The following is a 22,581-nucleotide window of genomic DNA, read 5'->3' as shown; positions in this document are numbered from 1 at the left end:
CTCTTGCGTCTTCTGAGTCTATTGCAAATGTGTAACTATTAGTTTTTAGGGAGAGTAGGCGAATAGATAATAGTACCAAAACAATCTAGGAGTTGAAAAAAGAAAAAGGAAGACACTACCAAGAGGCAGTAAATAACTAATCCATATATTGTTTATCACATGAATATATCATATGATTGGAAACTCTTATCTTAATCCCTAAAAGCCAATAACGATTTTTCCAAGCATCACACTTCAACAACAAACACAATATAACCTTCATAGAGAATAACTTTTTAATAGGATAGTACTTTGATTAAATAAAAATAACCAAAAGTAAGCACGTATGAAAGAAAGTGAAAGAAAGCATGAGAAAAATCTTTTTTGTTACAAGTCAAGTATAACAGACATTGTCAAGGCAGATAGCCTATAATTATATATATTTTTTTTATAAAATTTTAGAACAAAATTTTAWATACCACCACAACCGACGACGATATTACCGCTTAATATCGCGTACTACGCGTTATTTTCTATCGTCACTGTCRCGTTTGGTATTTTTTGGGGTCCTCAAATGCCTCTATGTTTTTACGCCCTTCTAGCGTCCTTACTACGCATYCAAAATTTCCAATGCAACATYCGATTTGGTTTCCTTCTCTCGCCRCTACTGGAGCATCCAGCTATTTTGTATCGCGTAAAAAATTGTAAGCTTTACGTGTGATCGAATTTGTACTTCCTGTACAGACCTCTCCATTTCTGATACGGTTCATATTTTAATAGGGACGCTATAGTTTAGCAGCGGCGCCGCTGAAGCAGTTCCTTCTATTATAATGTTTTCCTATATTAATGCTTTCTTCTATTATAATGTTTTCCTATTATAATGTTTTCCTATTATAATGCTTTCTTCTATTATAATGCTTTCTTCTATTATAATGCTTTCCTATTATAATGCTTTCTTCTATTATAATGCTTTCCTATTATAATGCTTTCCTATTATAATGCTTTCCTATTATAATGCTTTCCTATATTAATACTTTCCTTATAATGGCTTTTCTATATATAATGCTTTCCTTATAATGGCGCCGCCTACATTGTCCATTGCTATTGGCGTGGCTGCTACAGTTTCGATTGTTGGAGCAACTTTATCTAGTTCCTTCGCAACATCAGCATGTACTGTTAGAGATAATTTTAAAAATTTGATACGGAAAATTTTTAAAATCAATGCGTTCTCAATCGCTTTAACATCAAACTTTAACAGTGCCTCGTTTTTGGTTAAGAATTCCATACAAGCAATATTTTTATCAATTTATTGAATATTTTTGTATAAATAAACCGTTTTATGGGAATTATATATTATGAGGGTAAATATGTGTGTTGCAACTTTATCGTCTTTTGTTGCTTTAACAATAATCGTATACCGAGCTGGGGAGTTAAAAATTTCTGTAATATCCATGATGCGATCTTCGTTACTGATACTACCGCTGATACTAACGCTCTAGGTGACAGTGATTTCGGCTCCATCGGTTGCTTCGTATATGAGAGATCTAGCGATTCAACATCGTCGTTTAAAGTACGTTTGATTATAGCATCAGCAGCCACCGGCTTTTGAGTACGCTCATCAATTACCCTAAAAATAGGAAGATCTACTTTACTTACCTCCTCCTCATCAACAGTGATCGTAATACTAAAGTTGTCTGTATAAAAACCATCATCTGCTGTGTAGGTAATTTTGTAGCATCTCGTCCTTGGCGGAAGCTTGTATAAAGTTCCGAGCGCAATATCTTGATTGCCTAGTCCTTTAACTGGCGGATCGCCTAGTGTTGTAATTCTTTGAGTAAGTTTGGCCATTTCTGCCTTTTCTACAATCGAAACGTAAAATGCAAAAGCCTCATTTCTCTTAAGATTGATATGTGCTCCTTCTTAAGCCATGAGGTCGCTATACCAAATAACTGGAGCAGTATCATTGATCACTATTATCTCAACGTCGTAGTAAACGGAATCTCCGTATGAATCTTGAGAATGATTAGATATCTCCCTCCCAGTTTAGTAATATTATCAGAATTTCGATCCGTATCCACGGTTGTAATTGTTCCGCCTGCCTTCTTTATAACAGTATAAATTAATGACAACTCTACACCGTATTTATCCTTTGCAACTATGGTTAGGAAAATAAAGGCATTTTTAGYAGCAAACTTCTAGCAAAGGCGCTGGATCTGCTGCAACAGAAATGTCTGCGACGGATTCTGATATAGTTACTTTGATTGCAATGGCATCTGAGACATTTCAGCCTTGTCTGTTATAGCGTATACTAGCGTGAAATATGTGCTTATTTTTACACTGGTATTAGCTCCAGATACAATTTCTCCTTTATGAGATAAAATCAAAAGTGGTCTTTTTTTAGTATGATTTTTTTAAGGGAGTTAATCGCGGGTTTTGTTTTGTCAAGAACATTTTCCACAGTAACTTTTATTATCACTTCTTCAGCTGCTGCGCCGACAGCATCTTGAGCTGAAAATTGTATTTGATATTTTCCAACTTTTAAAGTCACAACATCAGAGCTAATAACCTCGTTATTTCTCTCATCAAGTATAACCAAAATAGTTTACAGTTCAATACCCGACTGTTCTGAGTCCGTGGCTTTAAGAGTTGGTACAACATATTCTTCTCTCACTTCTAATGAATTGCCTCCTTTTCAGGAGCATTTATAACAGGACGTGCATTTGGAGTTCAGGTGACCCTTTCGGCACATACACCGGCTATAGCAATAGTGGCAAATCTAACAGTAGCTATTTCGTCAGTTTTTGGAGTTGCGAAAATCACATCATACACTTCAGCCTGTTCCATTTATGTTGCTAACATCTCTAATCAATACACTGTCCTTATACGCTCTCGATATAATAGTAGGGTTATCCTTCTCGGTAGCAGAGGATCCTGCTATTGCTATCGTAGCGTATTCTACATATCACAAAATAGATCGCACCCAGAACTTGCGAGGTGAAATTTATATTTTGCCTGCGATATATGATGTATAATTTTTATCACCTAGGGGTATAATAACGTTAGATACAAARTCTGCTTTAAAGATTGGTCTTGCTATCGCATTAAGAGTTACCTCAAATATAAGTATRGTTGCGTTTTCAGCCTTATCTGCTGCGTTAATTATTATAGTGTGTTCTCCAAATGTGTGCGCCGCAGATATTAAAGCCGAGAGCGCGGCAAATGCCGTAGTTAGACCGGTTGCCACAGACCCTGTTGGCAGCTGCGTAGCAGATCTGTAGGCTACAGTGACCTCATTGTCGTTAGCAACAACAGAAATAGGCACATTGTAAGTGGCTCCTTCGTTATGTTTAACTGAAACTGTAGCTTGATCTTTTTGTTGCTTATCGTTAAATGTAAATACTGGGGCGGTAGCATCGACTACTGCAGTAATTATAAGAGCAGTGCGTAGCGTTTGTGGGGCGTTGGCATGATCTAATATAACAATGCGGATGTCGTATACCCCTGGAGATTTTGTATCTACCCTCGATAACATTTCCGCTATGGCAAAATCGAAACCTGTTGGGCCAGCCAATTTTTTGGATTTGATACCATCGATTTCGTATGTCGTAGATTTTAAGTTATCTTCTATTATCTTTATGGCAGGTACAAATTTCTCTGCAATTGTGATAGCCTCACCGAGGTTTTGTCTATTGCAGTAAAAATCTTATCGTTATAACCGAAGACTGGTGCGGTTGTATCAGTTACAGTGAACGTGATTTGTAATATCTGTGCAGATTATCTGCGACAGTTATAATGATATTATATGTACCGATTTTGGAGAGAGTATTTCAGCAACGGCGTTAGTAAAGCTATCGGAACCATTAAATTTTACGTATTCGGTCCCGTTGATTGAGTATATCGTATAATTTAGGATTGCAGCTGAATCATTAACAGTTGCGATGTTTGGATTAGCATCAAGGAAGTTGCCTCTACCTAAACACCGGAGCTTTGCTATCTGTAGCTTCGTCCGCAACAGTGAGTAGCATGTCCTATTCACCTGCAGTGGATATCACAGAGCCAAGAGCGTATATCTCTCCAAAATAATAAAGCCTGTGAAGTCGCATCATTTACATATACACCACTAGTATAAAGTTAACTTTGGGGAGAATCTCATTCGCAAAAGTGGGCATKCTAAGTGTAAAGGATGTGGTTGCGACGAGCAAAACAACGTTGCGTTGTAATTTGTTCATATCATTAAACTCCTTTTCTTTAATCAAAAACAGAGATTGTAACAATAATGCTTATACGTGATAAAATAAATTTGCCAAAAAATAAACTTTGTACTATATATAATAAATGTATTATAGCGAAAATTTCAAATTAAAACACCGAATGCGAAGTTTTTTCATACATTAGTGTAGTGCCAGTAAATATGAAATTGGTACCTTGCAAAGCGATCCGCAATTGTTTATACTACTATGAATCATTCTAGAAAGGGAGATGGTATAATGAACGGCTATCCAAGACTTGGCTGTCATAAAATTGATAATGAATTTGTATTTGGAATATACATGCAAGATTTTGATCAAATAACATTGAGTTTGTATACCAACATAGAAGAAAGCGCCGTATTTGAAAAAACATTGGTGCGCAATCTAGATTCTGAGGGAGATTTTTTTTATATCGCAATGGACGATGCGATCGAAGGAATGTATTATACCTGGAGCGTACTCGACGGAACAAAAGAGCGTTATCTAATTGATCCTTACGGCTATGAAGTAATGCAAAATCAAGATGGTAGGTATTTCAATAAAGTAGTGTTATTGCAACGAAACGATACAAAGCGTCCAATGATACCATGGTCTAGAACAACGATATACGAGATGCATGTGGGACATTTTACCAAAGGTTTGCGTGGTGGCGGAACCTATAAGGCGATGATCGAAAAGCTCGACTATCTAAAGGATATTGGCATTACGGCAGTGGAGCTGTTGCCAGTCTATTTGTGGAATAGGCATACGCTGATCAATATGCATCCAAAGACAGGCCGAATATTAACCGATGAGTGGGGCTATAATTCAATAAGYTTCTTTGCTCTAGATCCTGTATATGCAGAAGACAAAGAACATGTGCGTGAAGAATTCAAAGAGTTAGTTCGCGAAATTCATGACAGAGGTATGGAAATTCTTTTGGACGTAGTTTATAATCACACCGGCGAAGGTGGCGAGGGCGGCGCACTGTTTAATTTTAAACTTCTCAACCGCAAAGGATATTATAGGCACCATGGCCCATACTTTAGCAACTGCTCCGGAACAGGCAATACGCTCAATACCTCCAATTCGCTCGTTCAGGAGATGACTATAGACAGCCTTAGATACTTTGTTTTGGAGATGGGTRTTGACGGGTTCCGCTTCGATTTAGGCGCTATTTTGGCTCAAGGCGAAAACGGCAATTGGATGGATGGATCTTTAATGCAGAAAATAGCGGACGACCCCATTCTAAAGAACGTAAAGCTAATTAGCGAGAGCTGGGATGCTAAAGGAAAGTATTATGTAGGAAGGATGCCATTCCCATTTCATGAATGGAGCGACGCATTTCGAGATAGCGTTCGCAGCTTTGGCAAGGGAGATAAAGGGCATGTTAACCAGATCGCAACATGCATTGTGGGCAACGACGTTCGAAATATAGATGGTAACTCCAAAACGTTGCCTATTCATTTTATTACGGCTCACGACGGCTTTACTTTGTGGGATCTTGTAAGCTACAACGAAAAACACAACATCAACAATGGCGAAAACAATCGCGATGGTAGCAACAACAACTGCAGTTACAACAGCGGCTATGAAGGCGAAACCAGCGACGCTAAGATCAATCAATTGCGCATCAAGAGAATGAAAAGTTTAATGGCGTTGCTAATATTTAGCAAAGGGGTGCCAATGATCGTTATGGGAGATGAGGGGGGCAGAACACAAGGCGGAAACAACAATGCCTTTTGCCAAAACGACAAGACAGTGTGGGTGGATTGGGCACGCCAAGACAAATTCAGTGATGTCACGTTATTTGTAAAGAAGGCTCTCGCACTGCGCAGCAAGCTGAAATGGTATGATCACGATACAGACAAAGATATTGTATGGCACGGGACAAGACCGCACCTGCCAGACTGGAGCTTCTATTCTCGAAGCCTAGCGTTTAGTTTAAACGGAGAAGATTYTCAAGTCTACTTTATCATGAATAATTATAGCGAACCGCTGGTATTTAACTTACCACCAACCAAAAACGGCTGGAGCGTTTATCTAGATAGCAACCAAAAGTCAACGTTTGAGGCTCAGGTAAGCAAAAGTTATTTGGCAGATGAATTTAGTTTTTGTGTATTAATTGGTAATAAGTGAGCAATTAGTGAAGCGTCAGTACATGCTGCATTTGGAGGGGTATCCCACCTCTTTTGCTGCAGACGCGGTAGCTACCCAAATATAAAAAAGCCATGATACCCAACTTCATATCATGGCAAATTTAATTTTCGTGATTCGTCTATATTACATCTTATCTACTAATAAATACCAGAAATCTATTTATCGCTGCCGCTAAATCAGCCCGCGTGAGAATGCCCATTCCAGAAAGAATTCCGTTATCTGAGGCCCACTTCGACGCTACCGCAAAATTGAACGAAAACTCAGGGTCCAATATTGACGCATCAAATTCGGCGTAGTTATATAGAATGAGTGCAAGCTGTTCTTTGGTAACTTCCGCTGCTGGGACAAGAGCTGGATCGTCGTAGCCATGGCTGATACCCAATTTGGATGTCCAGCTTGCTATATACGAATACCATGTTCCCGAGGTGACATCGTCAAAAATATTTTCAAAGTCGAGTGCGTATAAAATATCTAGATTAAATAGCAAGTCTGCAAGCTCGCGTCGAGTTACCGCTATATTGGGCTCAAATCTGGTTTCACTTACGGCTGTCATAATTCCTTTYGCCGCTGAGTATAGRACATCTGCGTAATGTGGCGTTTGCGCAATGACGTCGATAAAYGGATTCGCCAATGTTACGCTCTCTCCTATTGCGTAGATYCCCATATATGGCGCGGCAATCGTTCGCATGTTGTCTACTGCATTGATTTGTGATTTTACGTGCGTCGTGTTTTCCAAAGCATCTACATAATACATCTCGCCTACTGCATATGGAACACTAAGATATGCGTGCGCAAATTTTATTGGCTGCTGCGCAATGTCGATGCCGATCTCGTAGGCAATTGTAGGCGTCACTAGCATCGGCGTCAAAAATACCGGAGCTGCTTTAAACGCAGATTGCGCATCAGGGGTCGCAAATATATTTCGTGAAATTACTGGATCTATAAAGTTTGATGACGCGATTGGATATGCGATCAACGTGCTCGGTGCTGTCTTTTTAGGCTGATCCTCTGGTATCGCGTCGCTTGTAACTGCAGATAACTCGGCAATTGAAAATGTTACGTCGCCTGCCAGAGCATTTGCCGCGAGGTTAGCAAGATTCGTTATCACCAATGTCGCTGCAGATGTTTCGATCCCTATTACTGCATCTGGGAATGCGGCCAACTCGGCGATTATATCACGTCCTATTGTCAGCTTTGCGTCCGACACGTTGCCATCGAACACTATTAATAGCATCGGGGCATCTGTTTCGGCGTTGTCAATTGCTCGGGCTATTGCTGGTGCAAGGACTGAGTTCTTGAGCGTAACTTCGACCGCATTGGTGTTAGCAGGCACTGATATTTCTACGTTAACAGTAGCGTCTTCAACAAAAAGCTCTTCTATTTCGCCTCCTGTTATTTTAACGTTACTAGAACTACTGCTAGAGCCGCCACCACTAGAGCCGCCACCGCTAGAGCTGCCACCACCGCTTGAGCTGCCACCACCGCTTGAGCCGCCGCCACCGCTTGAGCCGCCGCCACCGCTTGAGCCGCCGCCACCGCTTGAGCCGCCGCCACCGCTTGAGCCGCCGCCAGATGTCTCGCCTTGTACAAGAATCATTGTGCCTCCCGATTCAATTGCAGGTATCGTTGTTTGTAAAGTGCCATTGGTGAGATCGTATTTTTTGCCGCTGTATAAATCTATCGCAGAAGTTTTGAACGGAGTTTTGATACTCGTTGCTTGTGCGGGCCCCAAATTTATCACAACTACTGCAGTTTCGTTATCGTGTTCTCGCTCGAATACAGTATAGCCAAGCGCGCTACTTCCAGCAGTTACTGTGTGGGTGCCCTTTGCAAAGATGTCGCTATATTTGGCTCTCGCTGCAAAAACTTTTTGATAATGCGAAATCAATTTAACTTGCTCTTGTTCTTTTGCCCAGTCAATTGTAGGCCGATTAGTTTGAACAGGATAGTCGTTATCGCCGCTATATGCCATCTCCTCGCCATAGTAGATTACTGGCTGACCTTTTACAGTTGCTTGTAAAGAGACCGCGGCTTTGAGTTTGTTAATATCGCCACCAACGTGATTTTTGAGAAACCCACCTTCGTCGTGGCTACTGAGGAAGTTACCCACGGTGCTAGTATTATCTAATTTGCCATTTTTATCCATCARGCGATCTTGCGCATTGTCGATATCTCCGTTAGCAAATGTCGATGCAATGTCCTTAAACTCAAAGTCTAAGAGAGAGTCCATCATTCCAGAATCTAGATAGCCTAGGTCTTGGTTGATATTTGCGCCGTATGCTTCGCCGATCATTTTGAAATTTGGATCCACCGCTGTTAACTCATTTTTGAAATGCATCCATGTAGCGTCCTCAACATGCTTTACGGTATCCACTCTAAAGTAGTCTATGCTATTGCCTTTTGCAGTTTTGCCCAGAGTTTCGACCCAGGCAACTTGCCAATCTACTAGCTGCTCGCGTACATCGGCATCCTCRGTTTTAAAATCTGGTAGCCCRGCAAGCTGACCCAAAATCTCGTCGTTACTAGTTTCGGTTCGCAACATCCCTGCAAAAATTTCGCGTTCAGCATCGGTTGGATATCCCTCAGGTGCCGATTCCATTCCGTTATCCATTCCATATCCCGCATGGTTTAGCACGACGTCGACCATAATCTTGATTCCCATGTCATGTGCCGCATCGATCAGTTCGTGTAGCTCCGCAATGGTGCCGAAATGCGGGTTGAGCTTTTCAAAATTCTTTGCCCAATATCCGTGATATGCGTAGTAGCTGTTAAGATATGGCGATGTACTATGACGGACGTCGTATGCGACATTTTCGACAATCGGGCTGATCCAGATGGTATTTACTCCAAGTTTTTTGAGGTATGGAAGCTTCTGCGTAATGCCAGCAAAATCGCCGCCGTGGTATGTGCCCGGATCATTTTTGTCGTAGCCTAGCTTATATGGGTCGTCGTTACTTTCGTTGCCGTTGTAGAAGCGATCGGTTAGCATAAAGTAGATTATCGCTTCATCAAAATCGAAGTCATCTCCGGTATACGTCTCCACATCGATGGTGACAGTGGTTGTGTATTTGTTATTGACGTTGTCGTAGATGCTGATTGGGAGCGTCTTTTTGCCTGCAGTTATGTCATCTCTGACCGAAACCGTCGCCGCGAGAAGCTCCACCGGTACGTCGATCAATCCGCCGCCCAACTGTGTCGCATCGATAGTGATTTGGCTTATTTTGGAAATATCTTGATCTGCTGCATTGAGATCGATAGTTATAACGCTATTTTCTCGGGCAGTAATTTTGGCTGGAGCGGCAGATGCCGTTGCCGAGATATTAAGCTTTTCATATACAAACAGCGACTTATCATTTTTGGTTGCCGGATTGGTTGGGTCGAGATGCTCTGTAGTTTTGGATCCCTCGGTAATGTGGAAGCTATATAAATACTCGCCTTCTGCTAATCCATGCTGAACATATTCAAACCATTCCTGATCTGGGTCGTATGTCATATTATAAAGCTGACCATTGATTTCCACTTTTGCAGAATCGATGGTATCCATATCGCCATCTTTAAATAGCATGTCGTTGCGGTAGCGATAGGTTACTGTTTGAGCCGCGGTATCGACAAAKAGCTCCGACTTTGCCAGCGTATCGAAAGCAGTTTGCCCCTGGGTTATGCGTGCTTTGGTGATGATTTGATCTTTGGTTGTAAAAATTGAGCGGTCGCCATCGATATCTTTATCTTCCCAGTCACCTTTTCGAACGATAAAYCCAATGCTTTCGGTTGCAGGACCAATTTCGATTTGCGCCATAACTTTTCCGGCATCTGCCTCAACAAAGTCGGCTTGCCCATCTGCAACGCCTGTGTTCCACACCCATAAATTCCAGCCATCATAATCTCCTTTAGGGCGGAAATATTCTACGACTATAAAACGCTTCTCATATTTTTTTACTGCAATATCAATTGCGGCCGTTACCTCTCCCACAGTGGCTGTTATCGTCGCATCCCCGATTGCTATGCCGCGAACAAGCCCGTCGAGCCCCACTGTCGCCGTTGCCGCATCGCTGGTGCCCCATGTAACGATTTGACCGCTTAATGGTTGCCCAAACTGATCCGTAACATTTGCTTTTAGAGCTAACGAAAGCCCCGTATAGACAAATTGCTCTGGAGCCACAATCTCGATGGCTGCAGGTACCAGTTTATCCACAACCTCAACTTCCACCGTTTCGCTAACTCCGCGGGTCCCCACTGCTGCTGTAAACGTAATGGCAGTTTTACCCGGTTTCAATGCGGTAATCTTTTGCCCATCGATCGCCACAACCGACGCATCAGCTGCCGTGAGAGTGGCCGCCATCGTCATTTCAACGCCGTTCTGATCTTTTATGATCACATCAAAAATATGTGAATCACCAACGCCAAGGGCAACGAAAGTTTCTTCCACTTCGATGGTAGTTGGAATRCGCTCATAAATTCTTTCGCCTTCATACAAAACCATCATCGAAATTGGAGCAACGGAAACGCTACCTGTAACAGTCTCGAGTACAGCCGTTCCTGCAGCTGATTCATTAACTACTACATTCCACTCTGCTGCCGTAGGTAGGTCAACGCTCACTTCTTCTGTGTTGGCGTTATATATTACAACAATATTTTTGTAACTGTCGCCGTTTGCGTATTCGCCGAGTTTGTACGCTACAACATTGTTCTCGCTACGCAATTCGGTAAAATATTCCTCAACTTCATCGGCAGTTTCCATCGAAAATGCTGGATGCGCATTACGAAGCTCGATCAGCCCGCTGTAATAATCGAACACATCGCCAAATTGATCTTTGAGATCCCARCGAATCATGTTGATAGCATCAGGACTCTTGTAGCTGTTGTGATCGCCGTATTTGGAGCGCAGAATTTCTTCACCAGCATGGATAAATGGAACTCCTTGTGATGTAAGCGCGATGCCATTTGCGAGAATACTGCGTTTCACTGTCTCATTGGCAAAGACGTCGTTTGGATCTACAAATTTGTGTGGCTCCGCGTTAGCAACCATGTCATCGACGCTTCCTCCATTGACTAATGCGCCGTCTTTCATTTCTTCAAATCCCAACTCATCTTCTAACTCTTGAGTCGCAATAACTTTATCCCACAAGTTGAGATTGTCGTGGGCAGTAACATATGAAATAACCTCGGTCGGCTCTTGTGCAATGCTATTGATAGCGCCCTTTACGCCTTCGATTATATCGTCTTCTTTATCAGATGCTCCAGTCGCAAACCCAGTACCGGTTGAATCGCTATCCCCTTTTATTGCCCCGCGGATATTGTCATTAAATACCTTAAATTCCTCGCCTTTTTGAGAGCCCTTAAGAGTTTGCTGATCGCCCGGAAGGATGCTACCGCCGGCTTGCCATGGCTCTCCGTATATAAGCATATCGGCATCGACTTCTGATCGCAGCTTATCGGTTAACTCCTGCATGGTTTGTGTATCAATAAGCCCCATCAGGTCGAAGCGGAATCCGTCCACATTATATTCTTCAGCCCAATACATTACCGAATCGGTAATATACTTGCGCACCATTGGCCTCTCAGTCGCCACTTCATTTCCGCATCCAGCGCCGTTTGAATACATCCCATCATCAAATGTTCGATAATAATAATTTGGAACCACCTTATCAAACGGGCCATCCGTTACGCTGAAAGTGTGATTGTAAACTACATCCATAACAACTCTAATGCCGGCCGAATGCAATGCTGCAACCATTTCCTTAAACTCCTCGATGCGAGCGTATGGATCCTCGGGATTGCTAGAATACGAACCCTCTGGAACATTATAATTTTGTGGATCATATCCCCAGTTAAATTGCGGCGAGTCTGACACTTCGTTAACGCTTGCGTAATCGTAGCTTGGAAGCAAATGTACATGAGTTACGCCRAGCTCCTTGAGGTGATCGATTCCTATTTCAGCGCCGCCTGCAGTTGTGAGGCCGGTTTCTGTAAATGCTCTAAACTTTCCTTTGTTCGCAAAACTAGCATCGGGATCAATCGAGAAATCGCGAACGTGTAATTCATAAATTACTGCATCAGAGGCATCGACAATTACAGGTTTTTTGTCATTGGCCAAAGCCGCGTCGGTTTCGGCAAGATCGACAATAGCAGTTCGCTGTCCATTCGCAGATACAGATCGCGCGTACGGATCAACTGCGTAGTGAGTCACGCCATTTGCAAAAGTCAACTTATACATATAAAACTTTCCGTCTAGGTTTCCATCTGCAGTAGCGGACCATACCCCCGTTTCGTTATCGTATTCCATTGGCGACTCGACACCATCGGAATGGTCTATCACCTTGCCAATATCGTTGTAAACGCCAGCGTCATCATAAATTGCAAGAGATGCTTTCGCCGCGGTTGGTGCCCAAACTTTAAATGTACTAGAGCTATCGGAATACGAAAGCCCCAAATCATCGCCAGGGTAATATAGCGTGTCAAGCATCTTTCTCATCTCCACAGTGGCAGGGTCTAGCTGATCAGCTCCAACGGTATATAATCCATTGGCAACAAATTGTCCTTCAGGGAGCGCGAAAATATACTGGGTATCGCTGATTTGCGTCACTATCGCAGCAACTTTTTCGTCAGTATTGGTGACAATATATGGATTTGTCAGCTCTGCAGCTTCCGAAAGTGTAACAGTTATCTCAGTTGCAGTATCGGCATAAGCTCTCTTGACTTTGGCCTCGAAATTTATTTGAGAAGGATCGGTGTAAATTGCATCTGTGTGCCCCTCGACAATCCACACCTGAGTTGCATCAGATTCTGCTGGAATTTCGATAAATCTATCACCACCATCTTGTGAAACCCAGTCACCCTTCCTAGGAATTACTCCGATTTTTTCATCTGTGGAATAATATTTAAGTTGTTTGAAAGTATAATCATTGCCATCAGAAAGTGTAAAAGTTTCGTCTGAGGTAAATGGCACACCAGCGCCTTCCTTACCAAGTGGCCAGATCCACAAATTCCAGTCGTCGTAACCAGAGTGCCTATAATAGTTGATGGTGTATTCGTTTAGAGCGCCCACCTTAAAGTTGATCGTTTGTGAATACGCAACTTGATCGACCGTGGCAGTGGCAGTGAGAATAACATCGCCCACATGATTCGCTGCAGCAGTCACATAAGTAACGCCGTCTTTTTCGGAAAGAGTCACAGTAGTTGACGGTTCAGCGAGAGCATAATTAACAGGTGTATCGAGACCAGTCGGATGCGCCGCCGTAAAGACTTTGCCTGTCGTTGCGAGTTCGGTCGCTGTGTCTACTGTCAAAGTATCTGGGTTGCCAGTAACAGAGAGCCCATTGATAACAACGACGTTATTGCCATCAACAGTATCTGCGGTGTTGAGCGGATCATTAAGCCAAACGTCATCTACAACAAACTTATACTGATGCGCTCCTGGGTCTAAAGAGAGGGATAGTTGCCAAATGTCTTCGGTAATGGCCATAGGGCTAGCCGATTTATCCCAGGAGTTCATGCTACCTGCAACTGAAACAGCCTTGGCATCTGGCGCGTAATATCTAAATGTTGCCGTAGTTCCAGCTACCTCCGGACTTACGATTTCTGATGCGATAGTCACGACGCTATTTCCGTTTGCATCGACATCAGGATTTGATGGATCCGCTACTTGTTTGCCATCGACCACAAATTTGTATGTGTGATCACCAGCTGCGAGATCCAATGTAACTTCCCATACGCCATTGGAAGATTTAGTCATTGCGTCTTCAGTTACATCCTCAGTAGCATTCCAGCTACCTGCAACTGAAACAGCCTGTGCATCTGGCGCGTAATATCTGAATGTTGCCGTAGTTCCAGCTACCTCCGGACTTACGATTTCTGATGCGATAGTCACGACGCTATTTCCGTTTGCATCGACATCAGGATTTGATGGGTCTGCCACATGCTTGCCATCGACAACAAATTTGTATGTGTGATCACCAGCTGCGAGATCCAATGTAACTTCCCATACGCCGTTGGAAGATTTAGTCATTGCGTCTTCGGTAGCATTCCAGCTTCCTAAAACTGAAACAGCCTGTGCATCTGGCGCGTAATATCTAAATGTTGCCGTAGTTCCAGCTACCTCCGGACTTACGATTTCTGGTGCGATAGTCACGACGCTATTTCCGTTTGCATCGACRTYAGGATTTGATGGRTCYGTAACWWAATTGTTATCGACAATAAATTTGTAGGCGTAAGTGCCAGTAGTGAGATCCACTGTAACTTCCCATATGCCATCTGCAGATTTAACCATTGTATTTACATCAACATCCCAGCCTCCTAAAACTGAAACAGCCTTGGCATCTGGCGCGTAATATCTGAATGTTGCTTTGTTTCCGACTACCTCCGGACTTTTGACCACTACAGCTGGAACAATTTTAACGACGCTGTTTCCATTTGCATCGACGGTAGGGTTTGACGGATCTGCAACACTCTTGCTATCGACAACAAATTTGTAGTCGTAAGTGCCTGTTGGTAGATTTACCACAATTTCCCATATACCGTTTGTAGATTTAGTCATTTCAGTTGCCGTAATAGCCCAGCTACCCAAAACCGAAACAGCCTCTGCGGTAGGGGCATAGTATCTAAATGTTACAGCGTTTTCAACTATCTCAGGACTYTTRACATCCGCGATATGAACTAAATTTTTGCCGTCATATGATAGCTGATCATCATTTTCTGGATCCAAAATTTCTTGATCATCTACAACAAATGAGTATTCGTAATCTCCCGCTTCGAGATCGAATGCAATTTCCCATATGCCATCATCGTTCTTAATCATTGCCTCTTCGGACCAATTGTTAAACGCTCCTTTTACAGTCACTGTCTTTGCATATGGGTGGTGATATCTGAACGTTACAGTTTTGCCGCGAACTTCGGGGCTCTCAACCGCTACATTTATAATGATGGCGACAGTATTATTTCCGTTTTCTGCAGTGGCGGAGTTCGCTGGATCATTTACTCGGTTGCCATCKACCACAAATAAGTATTCATAGATTCCTGATTTAAGGTCGATTTCCATTTCCCATATACCATCTTTATCATCATCGCTCATTGGATTTGCAGTATCGGACCAGGCGTTGAAATCGCTCGCTACTGTTACGGTCTGYGCATCTGGAGCGTAATATCTGAATGTTACCTTATGCCCAGTTACAGAAGGGCTCTCGACATCTGCAACAGAGATTAAACTTTTTTCATTATATGATATTTTTTTATTCGCTGGATCTCTAAACTCAACGCCATCCACCATAAATGCGTATTCATGCTCACCAGCTTTGAGATCTATGGCAGCTTCCCATATGCCATCTGGAGATTTGGTCATTGAATTGGCAGTATCGGACCACTCGTTAAAATCGCCTGCAACAAAAACAGCTTCTGCAGTTGGGGCATAGTACCGGAACGTTGCCGTCTTTCCAGCAACGGCGGGGCTAGTAACAGCTACAACGTCGAAAGTACTGTTTCCATTTGCTAAAGGTTGATCGTTATAAGGATCTGCGATCGTCTGACCGTCCACCATAAAGTTGTATTCATGCTTTTTGGTTGCAACATCTTTTACTGTAACTGTCCAAACGCCAGCAGTATCTTTTGTCATGGTTGCAGCTGCCCAATTGTTGAAGCTTCCAGTCGCAGCAACAGTCTGTGCGTCAGGAGCGTAGTAGCTAAATGTTGCAGTTGTGCCGCTAATTATTGGACTGGTGATGTCCGCAATGCTAACAACACTGTTTCCCTCTATAGTTTGTTCACCATTTGCGGAATCTGCGACTGATACGCCATCGACATCGAATTTGTATTGATGCTCGCCGGCTTCGAGATCGAGTGTAATTTTCCATACATCATCAGAATCTTTGGTCATTTTCATTTCATCAATTTTGGTCCAGTTATTAAAATCTCCGACGACATATACGTCAGTTGCAGTAGGATTATAGTAGCTGAATGTTGCAGTTTTTCCAGCAACAACGGGGCTCACAACTTCAACAGGAGCCTCAATGACAAAAACGCTATTGCCTGTATACGATAGCGGGGCAGAGTTATACGGATCTGTCACACGCTTGCCATCGACAATAAATTTGTATTCGTAATCTCCGGGTGTAAGAGTTAGCGTTTCTTCCCATACGCCATTGGCAGATTTAACCATTACATCCTCAGTAGCATTCCAGCTTCCTGCAACTGAAACAGCCTGTGCATCTGGCGCGTAATACCGAAGCGTAACGTCGGTCTCCGCCACTTCCGGGCTTATAGCATAAATCATATTTAAGATGCTATTTCCTTGATCTGTCATTTGATCGTTGGCGGGATCTCGCAAAGAGTCGCCATCTACGACGAATTTGTACTTGTGCTTTAATTCGCTAATATCTGTTACCGTCCCCTCCCATATGCCATCAGCATCGGCATCAGTTAGTGGATCATCAAGTTTTGACCAGTCATTAAAAGTAGATGACACAGTAACAGTTTTTGCATGTGGAGCATAATATTTAAACAGTGCCGACTTTCCGTTAATTACAGGACTCAGAACATCTGCAATATTAACTTCACCTGCAGAGTTAAATGGATCTGGCATCTCGTTATTATCTACCTGAAATTTGTAAGTATGCTTTCCTGGATCAAGATCTAGCGACAACTCCCATATGCCATCAGGAGATTTGGTCATTTCATTTGCAGTAGGAGACCAACTGCCTGCGACCGCCACAGTAGTTGCCTCTGGAGCATAATATCTAAATGTTGCAGTTCTGCCTCGAACTTCTGAGCTGATTATAGGAATAGCAGAGTCGACAATTACAACGCTATTGGATTCGTCTGATGATTTTGTAAGATTAAACGGATCAGTTATTTCTTCACCATCGACTACAAATTTGTATTCATGCTTACCAACAGGAAGAGTTATTGTTGCTTCCCACACGTTATCAGCATTTTGCTGCATTGCCATATTGTTCCAATTATTAAAACTTCCCTTAACTGAAACTTCAGTCGCATCGGGAGCATAGTACCTAAAGGTTACAGAGTTGCTTATAATTTCTGGACTAGTAATAGGAGTAGGTGGCTGAACAACTACGATGCTTCTTTGCTGGTTTGCTGATAGATTTGGGTTGTAGGGATCTGTAACTAGGAGATCGTTTTGAACACCATCAAATGCGCCGAACTGATCTATCTGAAATTGATACTCGTGTATACCATATGGCAAAGAGAACGTTCCTTCCCACAATCCATTTTGATCCGCATCTAATAGGGCATACGGAGATTTATCATCTGTATCCGAATAAATTTTCCAATCATTAAAAGATCCTGTAAGATATACAATAACCGCATCGGAGGCAATTCTAAAAGTAACGTCTGTGCCAGATACTTCGGGACTTGTTATATTTATATCAGTAGCATCAAAGAAAATCAGCGGGCTCTCCCCATCAATAATCCAAATCTCGCGAGTAGTAGAATTGAGAGGCATTTCCACATGTTGCGCTGCAGTTTGGGCAGTTTGGTTGGTGGCGTTACGAGCTGTTATGCTGATGACATCCTCTTGGGTGACATGCTCAAATTGCTTGAACGCGATACCAGAAGCGATGACATCCTTGGCATCTGCAAAATCGTAATCTTTATTTGAGTCGGATGCGGTAACTTGCAAAGACCAGCTGTCATAATCTGGCCGAGAATAGTTAATAATGTAGGTATTGGTCTGTACTACTTCGAGCACGATATCCATCTTGTAAGCTCCATATTCCGCAATAATGGGTACTGAGTTTACGCGAGATGTCGGATCGATTGTTATATAGGTATCTTGGCCTATTTTTTCTAAAGTAGTATAAGCCGAAACTTCAGCGGTTATAGTGTATTTGAGATCAATAATCTGTGCTTGATTATTTTCATCTATGTATGTACCTTTGCGGGGTAAAGGAGTTTTTTCGCCTGTTTGTATAGAATAAATCGGATCATTTACAGTAAATTGACTTTCGCGATAGCCAGGAAGCTGATCAAAATCGGTATCAACTTTATCGCCTTCACCAACTGGATCCAAGTTGTCGGGGAGCGAAATATCTGGACTTGCTGGCAGCTCGGTTTCTATAGTATCTTCTATAGCATCTTCTATAGTATCTTCTATGGCATTTTCTATAGCATAATCTGAGTATTCTGGGGATTCAAAAATTGAAATATCTGGTAAAAGAGACTCCCAAAAATCGTCTGTTTCTGCAAGCTCAGGAACCAGCAGATCCTCGGTCAAAAAATCTTCGGACACAAACTCTTCGGATATAAACTCCAAATCGCTGATTGCAGTAATATCGACATCAGCAGTTAACTCTATGTCTTCGAAATCCAAGGTGGCGGGGATCGCAAAATTGTCGAACGCATCAAAAAACGGTTCGGAATCTGTAAACTCTAGCGATTTCATTATGTATGCGGTAGAAACCTCTTCGTTATCAATTGCTAATATTGGAGATGTGTTAGTCATTAGGCACATTGCCATTAATATCGCAGTGTTTTGATTACTTTTTTTCATAATTATTACTCCTTTCGAGGTAGTTATTGATTATTATATAGCATCGCATTATTTATTACAACATCTTTTTGGAAATAATAATTTGTAAAATTGAAAGCATTTTTGTTTAAGCGTGAAATATTTGGAGAGAATTATAACTCGATGACGTTGTTAAATTTGGTTGTATAGAAATTGTTTTGTGAGAGCATTATATAAAATATAAAGTTAGTGCGATAATTTTTGAAATTGTATTTAGCTATTGAAGTATTGAAAGTTTTAAACTATAATGATGAAGATAGAGAAATGAAAATGGGGGTGAATTTTGATGGACATTATGATCAACGACATTTTGAATTTTGTGCGAGAACATGAAGTAAAATTTATTCGCTTGGCTTTTTGTGATATTTTTGGAAATCAGAAAAATGTGGCTATAATGCAACCTGAGTTGGAGGGAGCGTTATTTAATGGAGTTCGCATTGACGGGAGCAAGATTGCGGGGTTTGCTAATGAGGATCTATATTTGTACCCAGACCCAACGACGTTGTGTGCCATGCCTTGGCGACCAGAGCCGGGCTGCGTTATCAAGTTTTATTGCGATATAAAAACAAAAGATAAGCAGTTATTTAAATTAGATAGTCGACAAATTTTGAAGAAGGCAGTAAGAGATTTAGCTGCCCTGGAATATTCGACCAAAATAGCACAAGAAAGCGAATTTTATTTGTTTAGACAAAACGATCATTTGTTGCCTTCTGCAACGCCTATTGATAATGGGAGTTATTTGGATGTGGCACCGATCGATAAAGGAGAAGATGTACGACGCGAGATATGCTTATTACTAGATCGTATAGGAATAACACCGCATAGTTCTTACCACGAGATAGGTCCCGGTCAAAATCAGATAGACTTTAAATATATGGATGCTCTTAGCTGCGCCGATAACTTGTTAACATTTAAGAGTATCGCCAAGGCCGCGGCGGCTAGATATGGATTATACGCATCGTTTATGCCAAAACCTATCAAGCTTGAAAATTCTAATGATTTAAATATCAACATCAGCCTTACTAAATGTAACAAAGATTTGTTAGAGACATCTGCAGTAGATGAGGAAATCGAAGAATACTTTATGGCAGGAATATTAGAAAAGGCAGAGGAAATGGCACTGTTTTTACATCCTATAATAAATTCATATGACAGCGTTGTGAAAATTCCATTTGTTTCCAAGAATTATGATAGCAGTTTTAAATGCCGACACATTGGATCTATTGCAAATCCATATATAGCCTATTCGTTGATATTGCAAGCTGGAATATTGGGAATCCAAAATCAGTATACTATAAAGAAGAGTGTAAATTTACCAAAGACACTACAAGCTGCCATAATAGCGGCAAAAGAATCTAGCTTTGTTTCAAATAGCATTGGCGAAGACTTTGTCAAGCGATTTGTATTACAAAAAGAACGAGAAATAGATGCGTATAAGAGCAGTAGTAGAGAGACTTTCTATATGAATGAATACTTTCTAAAATTGTAGAGGTGAGTAGATGCAAAGCGTATTAATGGTTTCAAAARTTAATCCTGGCCAAGACTTTTTATCGAGCATATTACCACTATATGATAAGCTATACACAAGCAATTCTGCYGCAGCAGCAAGAGCCATGTTACTAGAGCGTGATATCGATTTAGTAATTATAAACGCTCCGCTGGCAGATGAAACTGGAGAACAATTGGCAAAGGATATAGCAACAGCAACACAAGTTATATTGATAGTGAATGCTCAATATTATGATGAAATTTCCACAACAGTAGAAGAGCTGGGTATAATCACAATAGCCAAGCCCATTAATAAGAAGATGCTGACGACATCAGTTAAAATAGCATACGCAACGAATAAACGTCTAAAACGTCTCGAAGACGAAAACATTAGTCTATCTCAAAAAATAGATGATATACGCATTGTTAGCCGTGCAAAATGTATATTGATTGAACTTAGGGGGATAACAGAAACTGAGGCACATAAATATATTGAAAAACAAGCTATGAACCTTAGAAAAACACGTAAGGATATAGCACAAACGATTATCGCCAACCATGGGTGGTAAACATATTAAGCGGACGTTTTCCCTTGTTCGCGAGAGGAGATTTTTATGAGTAAATTTATTTTTGTTACGGGYGGCGTTGTATCTGGATTGGGTAAGGGCATCACTGCAGCTAGTTTGGGTAGACTATTGAAAGCTCGTGGATTGAAGGTTAGCGCACAAAAACTTGATCCATATATGAATGTTGATCCAGGTACAATGAGCCCTTATCAGCACGGCGAAGTTTTTGTCACAGAAGATGGAGCAGAAACAGATTTGGATTTGGGGCATTACGAGAGATTTATAGACGAGAATTTAAACAAGTTTTCGAATTTAACATCTGGAAAGATATATTATGAAGTKCTAACCAAAGAGCGATCTGGAGGATATTTGGGGCAAACAGTACAAGTAATTCCACATATTACCAATGTGATCAAAGATTTTATATATAACAGTGCCAAAAACACAGATGTGTTGATTACCGAAATTGGTGGAACAACAGGAGATATTGAGATTCAGCCATTTTTGGAAACCATTAGGCAAATCTCGTTGGAAGTTGGGAGAGACAATTGCGTATTTATACATCTGACGCTAGTGCCATATATCAAATCGAGCGGCGAGCATAAGAGTAAGCCAACGCAACATTCGGTAAAAGAGCTTCAGGCGATGGGGATCTCTCCAGACATTATCGTGGCTCGAGCAGACGAAGAACTTTCAGCAGATATTATGGCCAAGATCTCGTTATTTTGTAATGTGAAAAAAGATTGCGTAATAGAAAATATAACATTACCATCTTTGTACGAAGCGCCATTGATGCTACACAAAAATGGGCTAGATAAAGTGGTCTGTAGGACACTAAAGTTAGAGACAGTAGCACCAGATTTAACCGAATGGAAAGAAATGGTAGATCACATTTATAACTCATCAAAAGACGTCAATATTGCGATTGTTGGCAAATATGTTAAACTACATGATGCGTATTTATCTGTTGCAGAAAGCCTTCGCCATGCAGGATATATGTTAGGAGCAAAGGTGAGTATCAGCTGGATAGATAGCGAAGAAGTTACGGCCAAAAATATATCGGCGATGTTGAGCGGTGTTGATGGAATTGTAGTACCCGGAGGTTTTGGCGACAGAGGCATTGAAGGCAAAATATTAACATGTAAATATGCGAGAGAAAACGATATTCCGTTACTGGGAATTTGCTTAGGAATGCAAGTTGCGGTTGTGGAATTTGCCCGAAACGTATTGGGGCTTGCCGATGCGAACTCGGCAGAATTTAGTGAGACTACCCAAAATCCGGTGATTCATATCATGCAAGAGCAGAAAACGATTACCGACAAAGGCGGAACGATGCGCCTAGGCAGCTATCTATGTAGTATAAAAGACGGCACGTTGCTAAAAGAATTATATGGCAAAGACGAGATCGCGGAGCGACATAGGCATAGGTACGAGTTTAATAATGATTATAGAGAGCAAATGATCAGCAACGGGCTGGTAATTAGCGGAGTATCTCCGGATAAAACTTTGGTAGAAGTCATAGAGATACCGACTCTTAGCTACTATATTGCAGTGCAATTTCACCCCGAGTTTAAGAGTCGCCCAAATAAACCGCATCCGCTGTTTTCAGGATTAATACAAGCAAGTATACAAAAATAGAAGG

The 22,581-nt window shown here is 41.6% G+C and carries 9 protein-coding genes; 4 read left to right on the top strand and 5 right to left on the bottom strand.

Translation table 11 applies throughout. The features are described 5' to 3' along the window. Positions 1-1,018: 1,018 nt before the first annotated feature. The 4 genes from EPU_RS02590 to EPU_RS02570 form a co-directional block, all read right to left on the bottom strand. On the bottom strand, positions 1,019-1,264 hold the full coding sequence (locus EPU_RS02590) for a hypothetical protein (protein ID WP_010166482.1): 246 nt from the start codon (positions 1,262-1,264) through the stop codon (positions 1,019-1,021). Between the two features lie 68 nt (positions 1,265-1,332). After that, complete coding sequence (locus EPU_RS02585) at positions 1,333-1,827, bottom strand: hypothetical protein (protein ID WP_010166481.1); 495 nt, start codon at positions 1,825-1,827, stop codon at positions 1,333-1,335. A 125-nt stretch (positions 1,828-1,952) separates the two neighbouring features. Beyond that, complete coding sequence (locus tag EPU_RS13520; RefSeq protein WP_156778390.1) at positions 1,953-2,108, bottom strand: hypothetical protein; 156 nt, start codon at positions 2,106-2,108, stop codon at positions 1,953-1,955. Positions 2,109-2,980: 872 nt separating this feature from the next. Further along, entirely contained in the window at positions 2,981-3,511 is a 531-nt protein-coding gene (locus EPU_RS02570) for a hypothetical protein (RefSeq protein WP_156778389.1), read from the bottom strand. Between the two features lie 955 nt (positions 3,512-4,466). Here EPU_RS02570 and EPU_RS02560 point away from each other — a divergent pair. Then, positions 4,467-6,347 (top strand): alpha-amylase family glycosyl hydrolase, encoded by a 1,881-nt coding sequence (locus EPU_RS02560; RefSeq protein WP_029487867.1) that lies wholly within the window; start codon positions 4,467-4,469, stop codon positions 6,345-6,347. Positions 6,348-6,498: 151 nt separating this feature from the next. Here the strand turns inward: EPU_RS02560 and pulA are convergent, their stop codons facing one another. After that, on the bottom strand, positions 6,499-18,867 hold the full coding sequence (pulA, locus tag EPU_RS13515) for a type I pullulanase (protein ID WP_044149339.1): 12,369 nt from the start codon (positions 18,865-18,867) through the stop codon (positions 6,499-6,501). A 304-nt stretch (positions 18,868-19,171) separates the two neighbouring features. Between pulA and EPU_RS02550 the strand changes: the two genes are divergently transcribed. The 3 genes from EPU_RS02550 to EPU_RS02540 all read left to right on the top strand — a co-directional run bounded on the left by EPU_RS02550 (position 19,172) and on the right by EPU_RS02540 (position 22,577). After that, the gene (locus EPU_RS02550; RefSeq protein ID WP_010166472.1) at positions 19,172-20,374 is read left to right on the top strand and encodes a glutamine synthetase family protein; all 1,203 of its coding nucleotides are present in this window, start codon (positions 19,172-19,174) and stop codon (positions 20,372-20,374) included. A 124-nt stretch (positions 20,375-20,498) separates the two neighbouring features. After that, positions 20,499-20,942 carry an ANTAR domain-containing response regulator gene (locus tag EPU_RS02545; protein WP_242650839.1) on the top strand — a complete coding sequence of 148 codons (444 nt, stop codon included), beginning with the start codon at positions 20,499-20,501 and terminating at the stop codon, positions 20,940-20,942. A gap of 45 nt (positions 20,943-20,987) precedes the next feature. Beyond that, on the top strand, positions 20,988-22,577 hold the full coding sequence (locus EPU_RS02540; RefSeq protein ID WP_010166470.1) for a CTP synthase: 1,590 nt from the start codon (positions 20,988-20,990) through the stop codon (positions 22,575-22,577). The last annotated feature ends 4 nt before the right edge of the window (positions 22,578-22,581 follow it).

The sequence above is a fragment of the Candidatus Epulonipiscium viviparus genome (assembly GCF_000171335.1).
Taxonomy (GTDB): domain Bacteria; phylum Bacillota; class Clostridia; order Lachnospirales; family Cellulosilyticaceae; genus Epulonipiscioides; species Epulonipiscioides viviparus.
The sequence above is the reverse complement of the archived record's forward strand: the minus strand, read 5'-3'. Positions and strand labels throughout refer to the sequence as shown.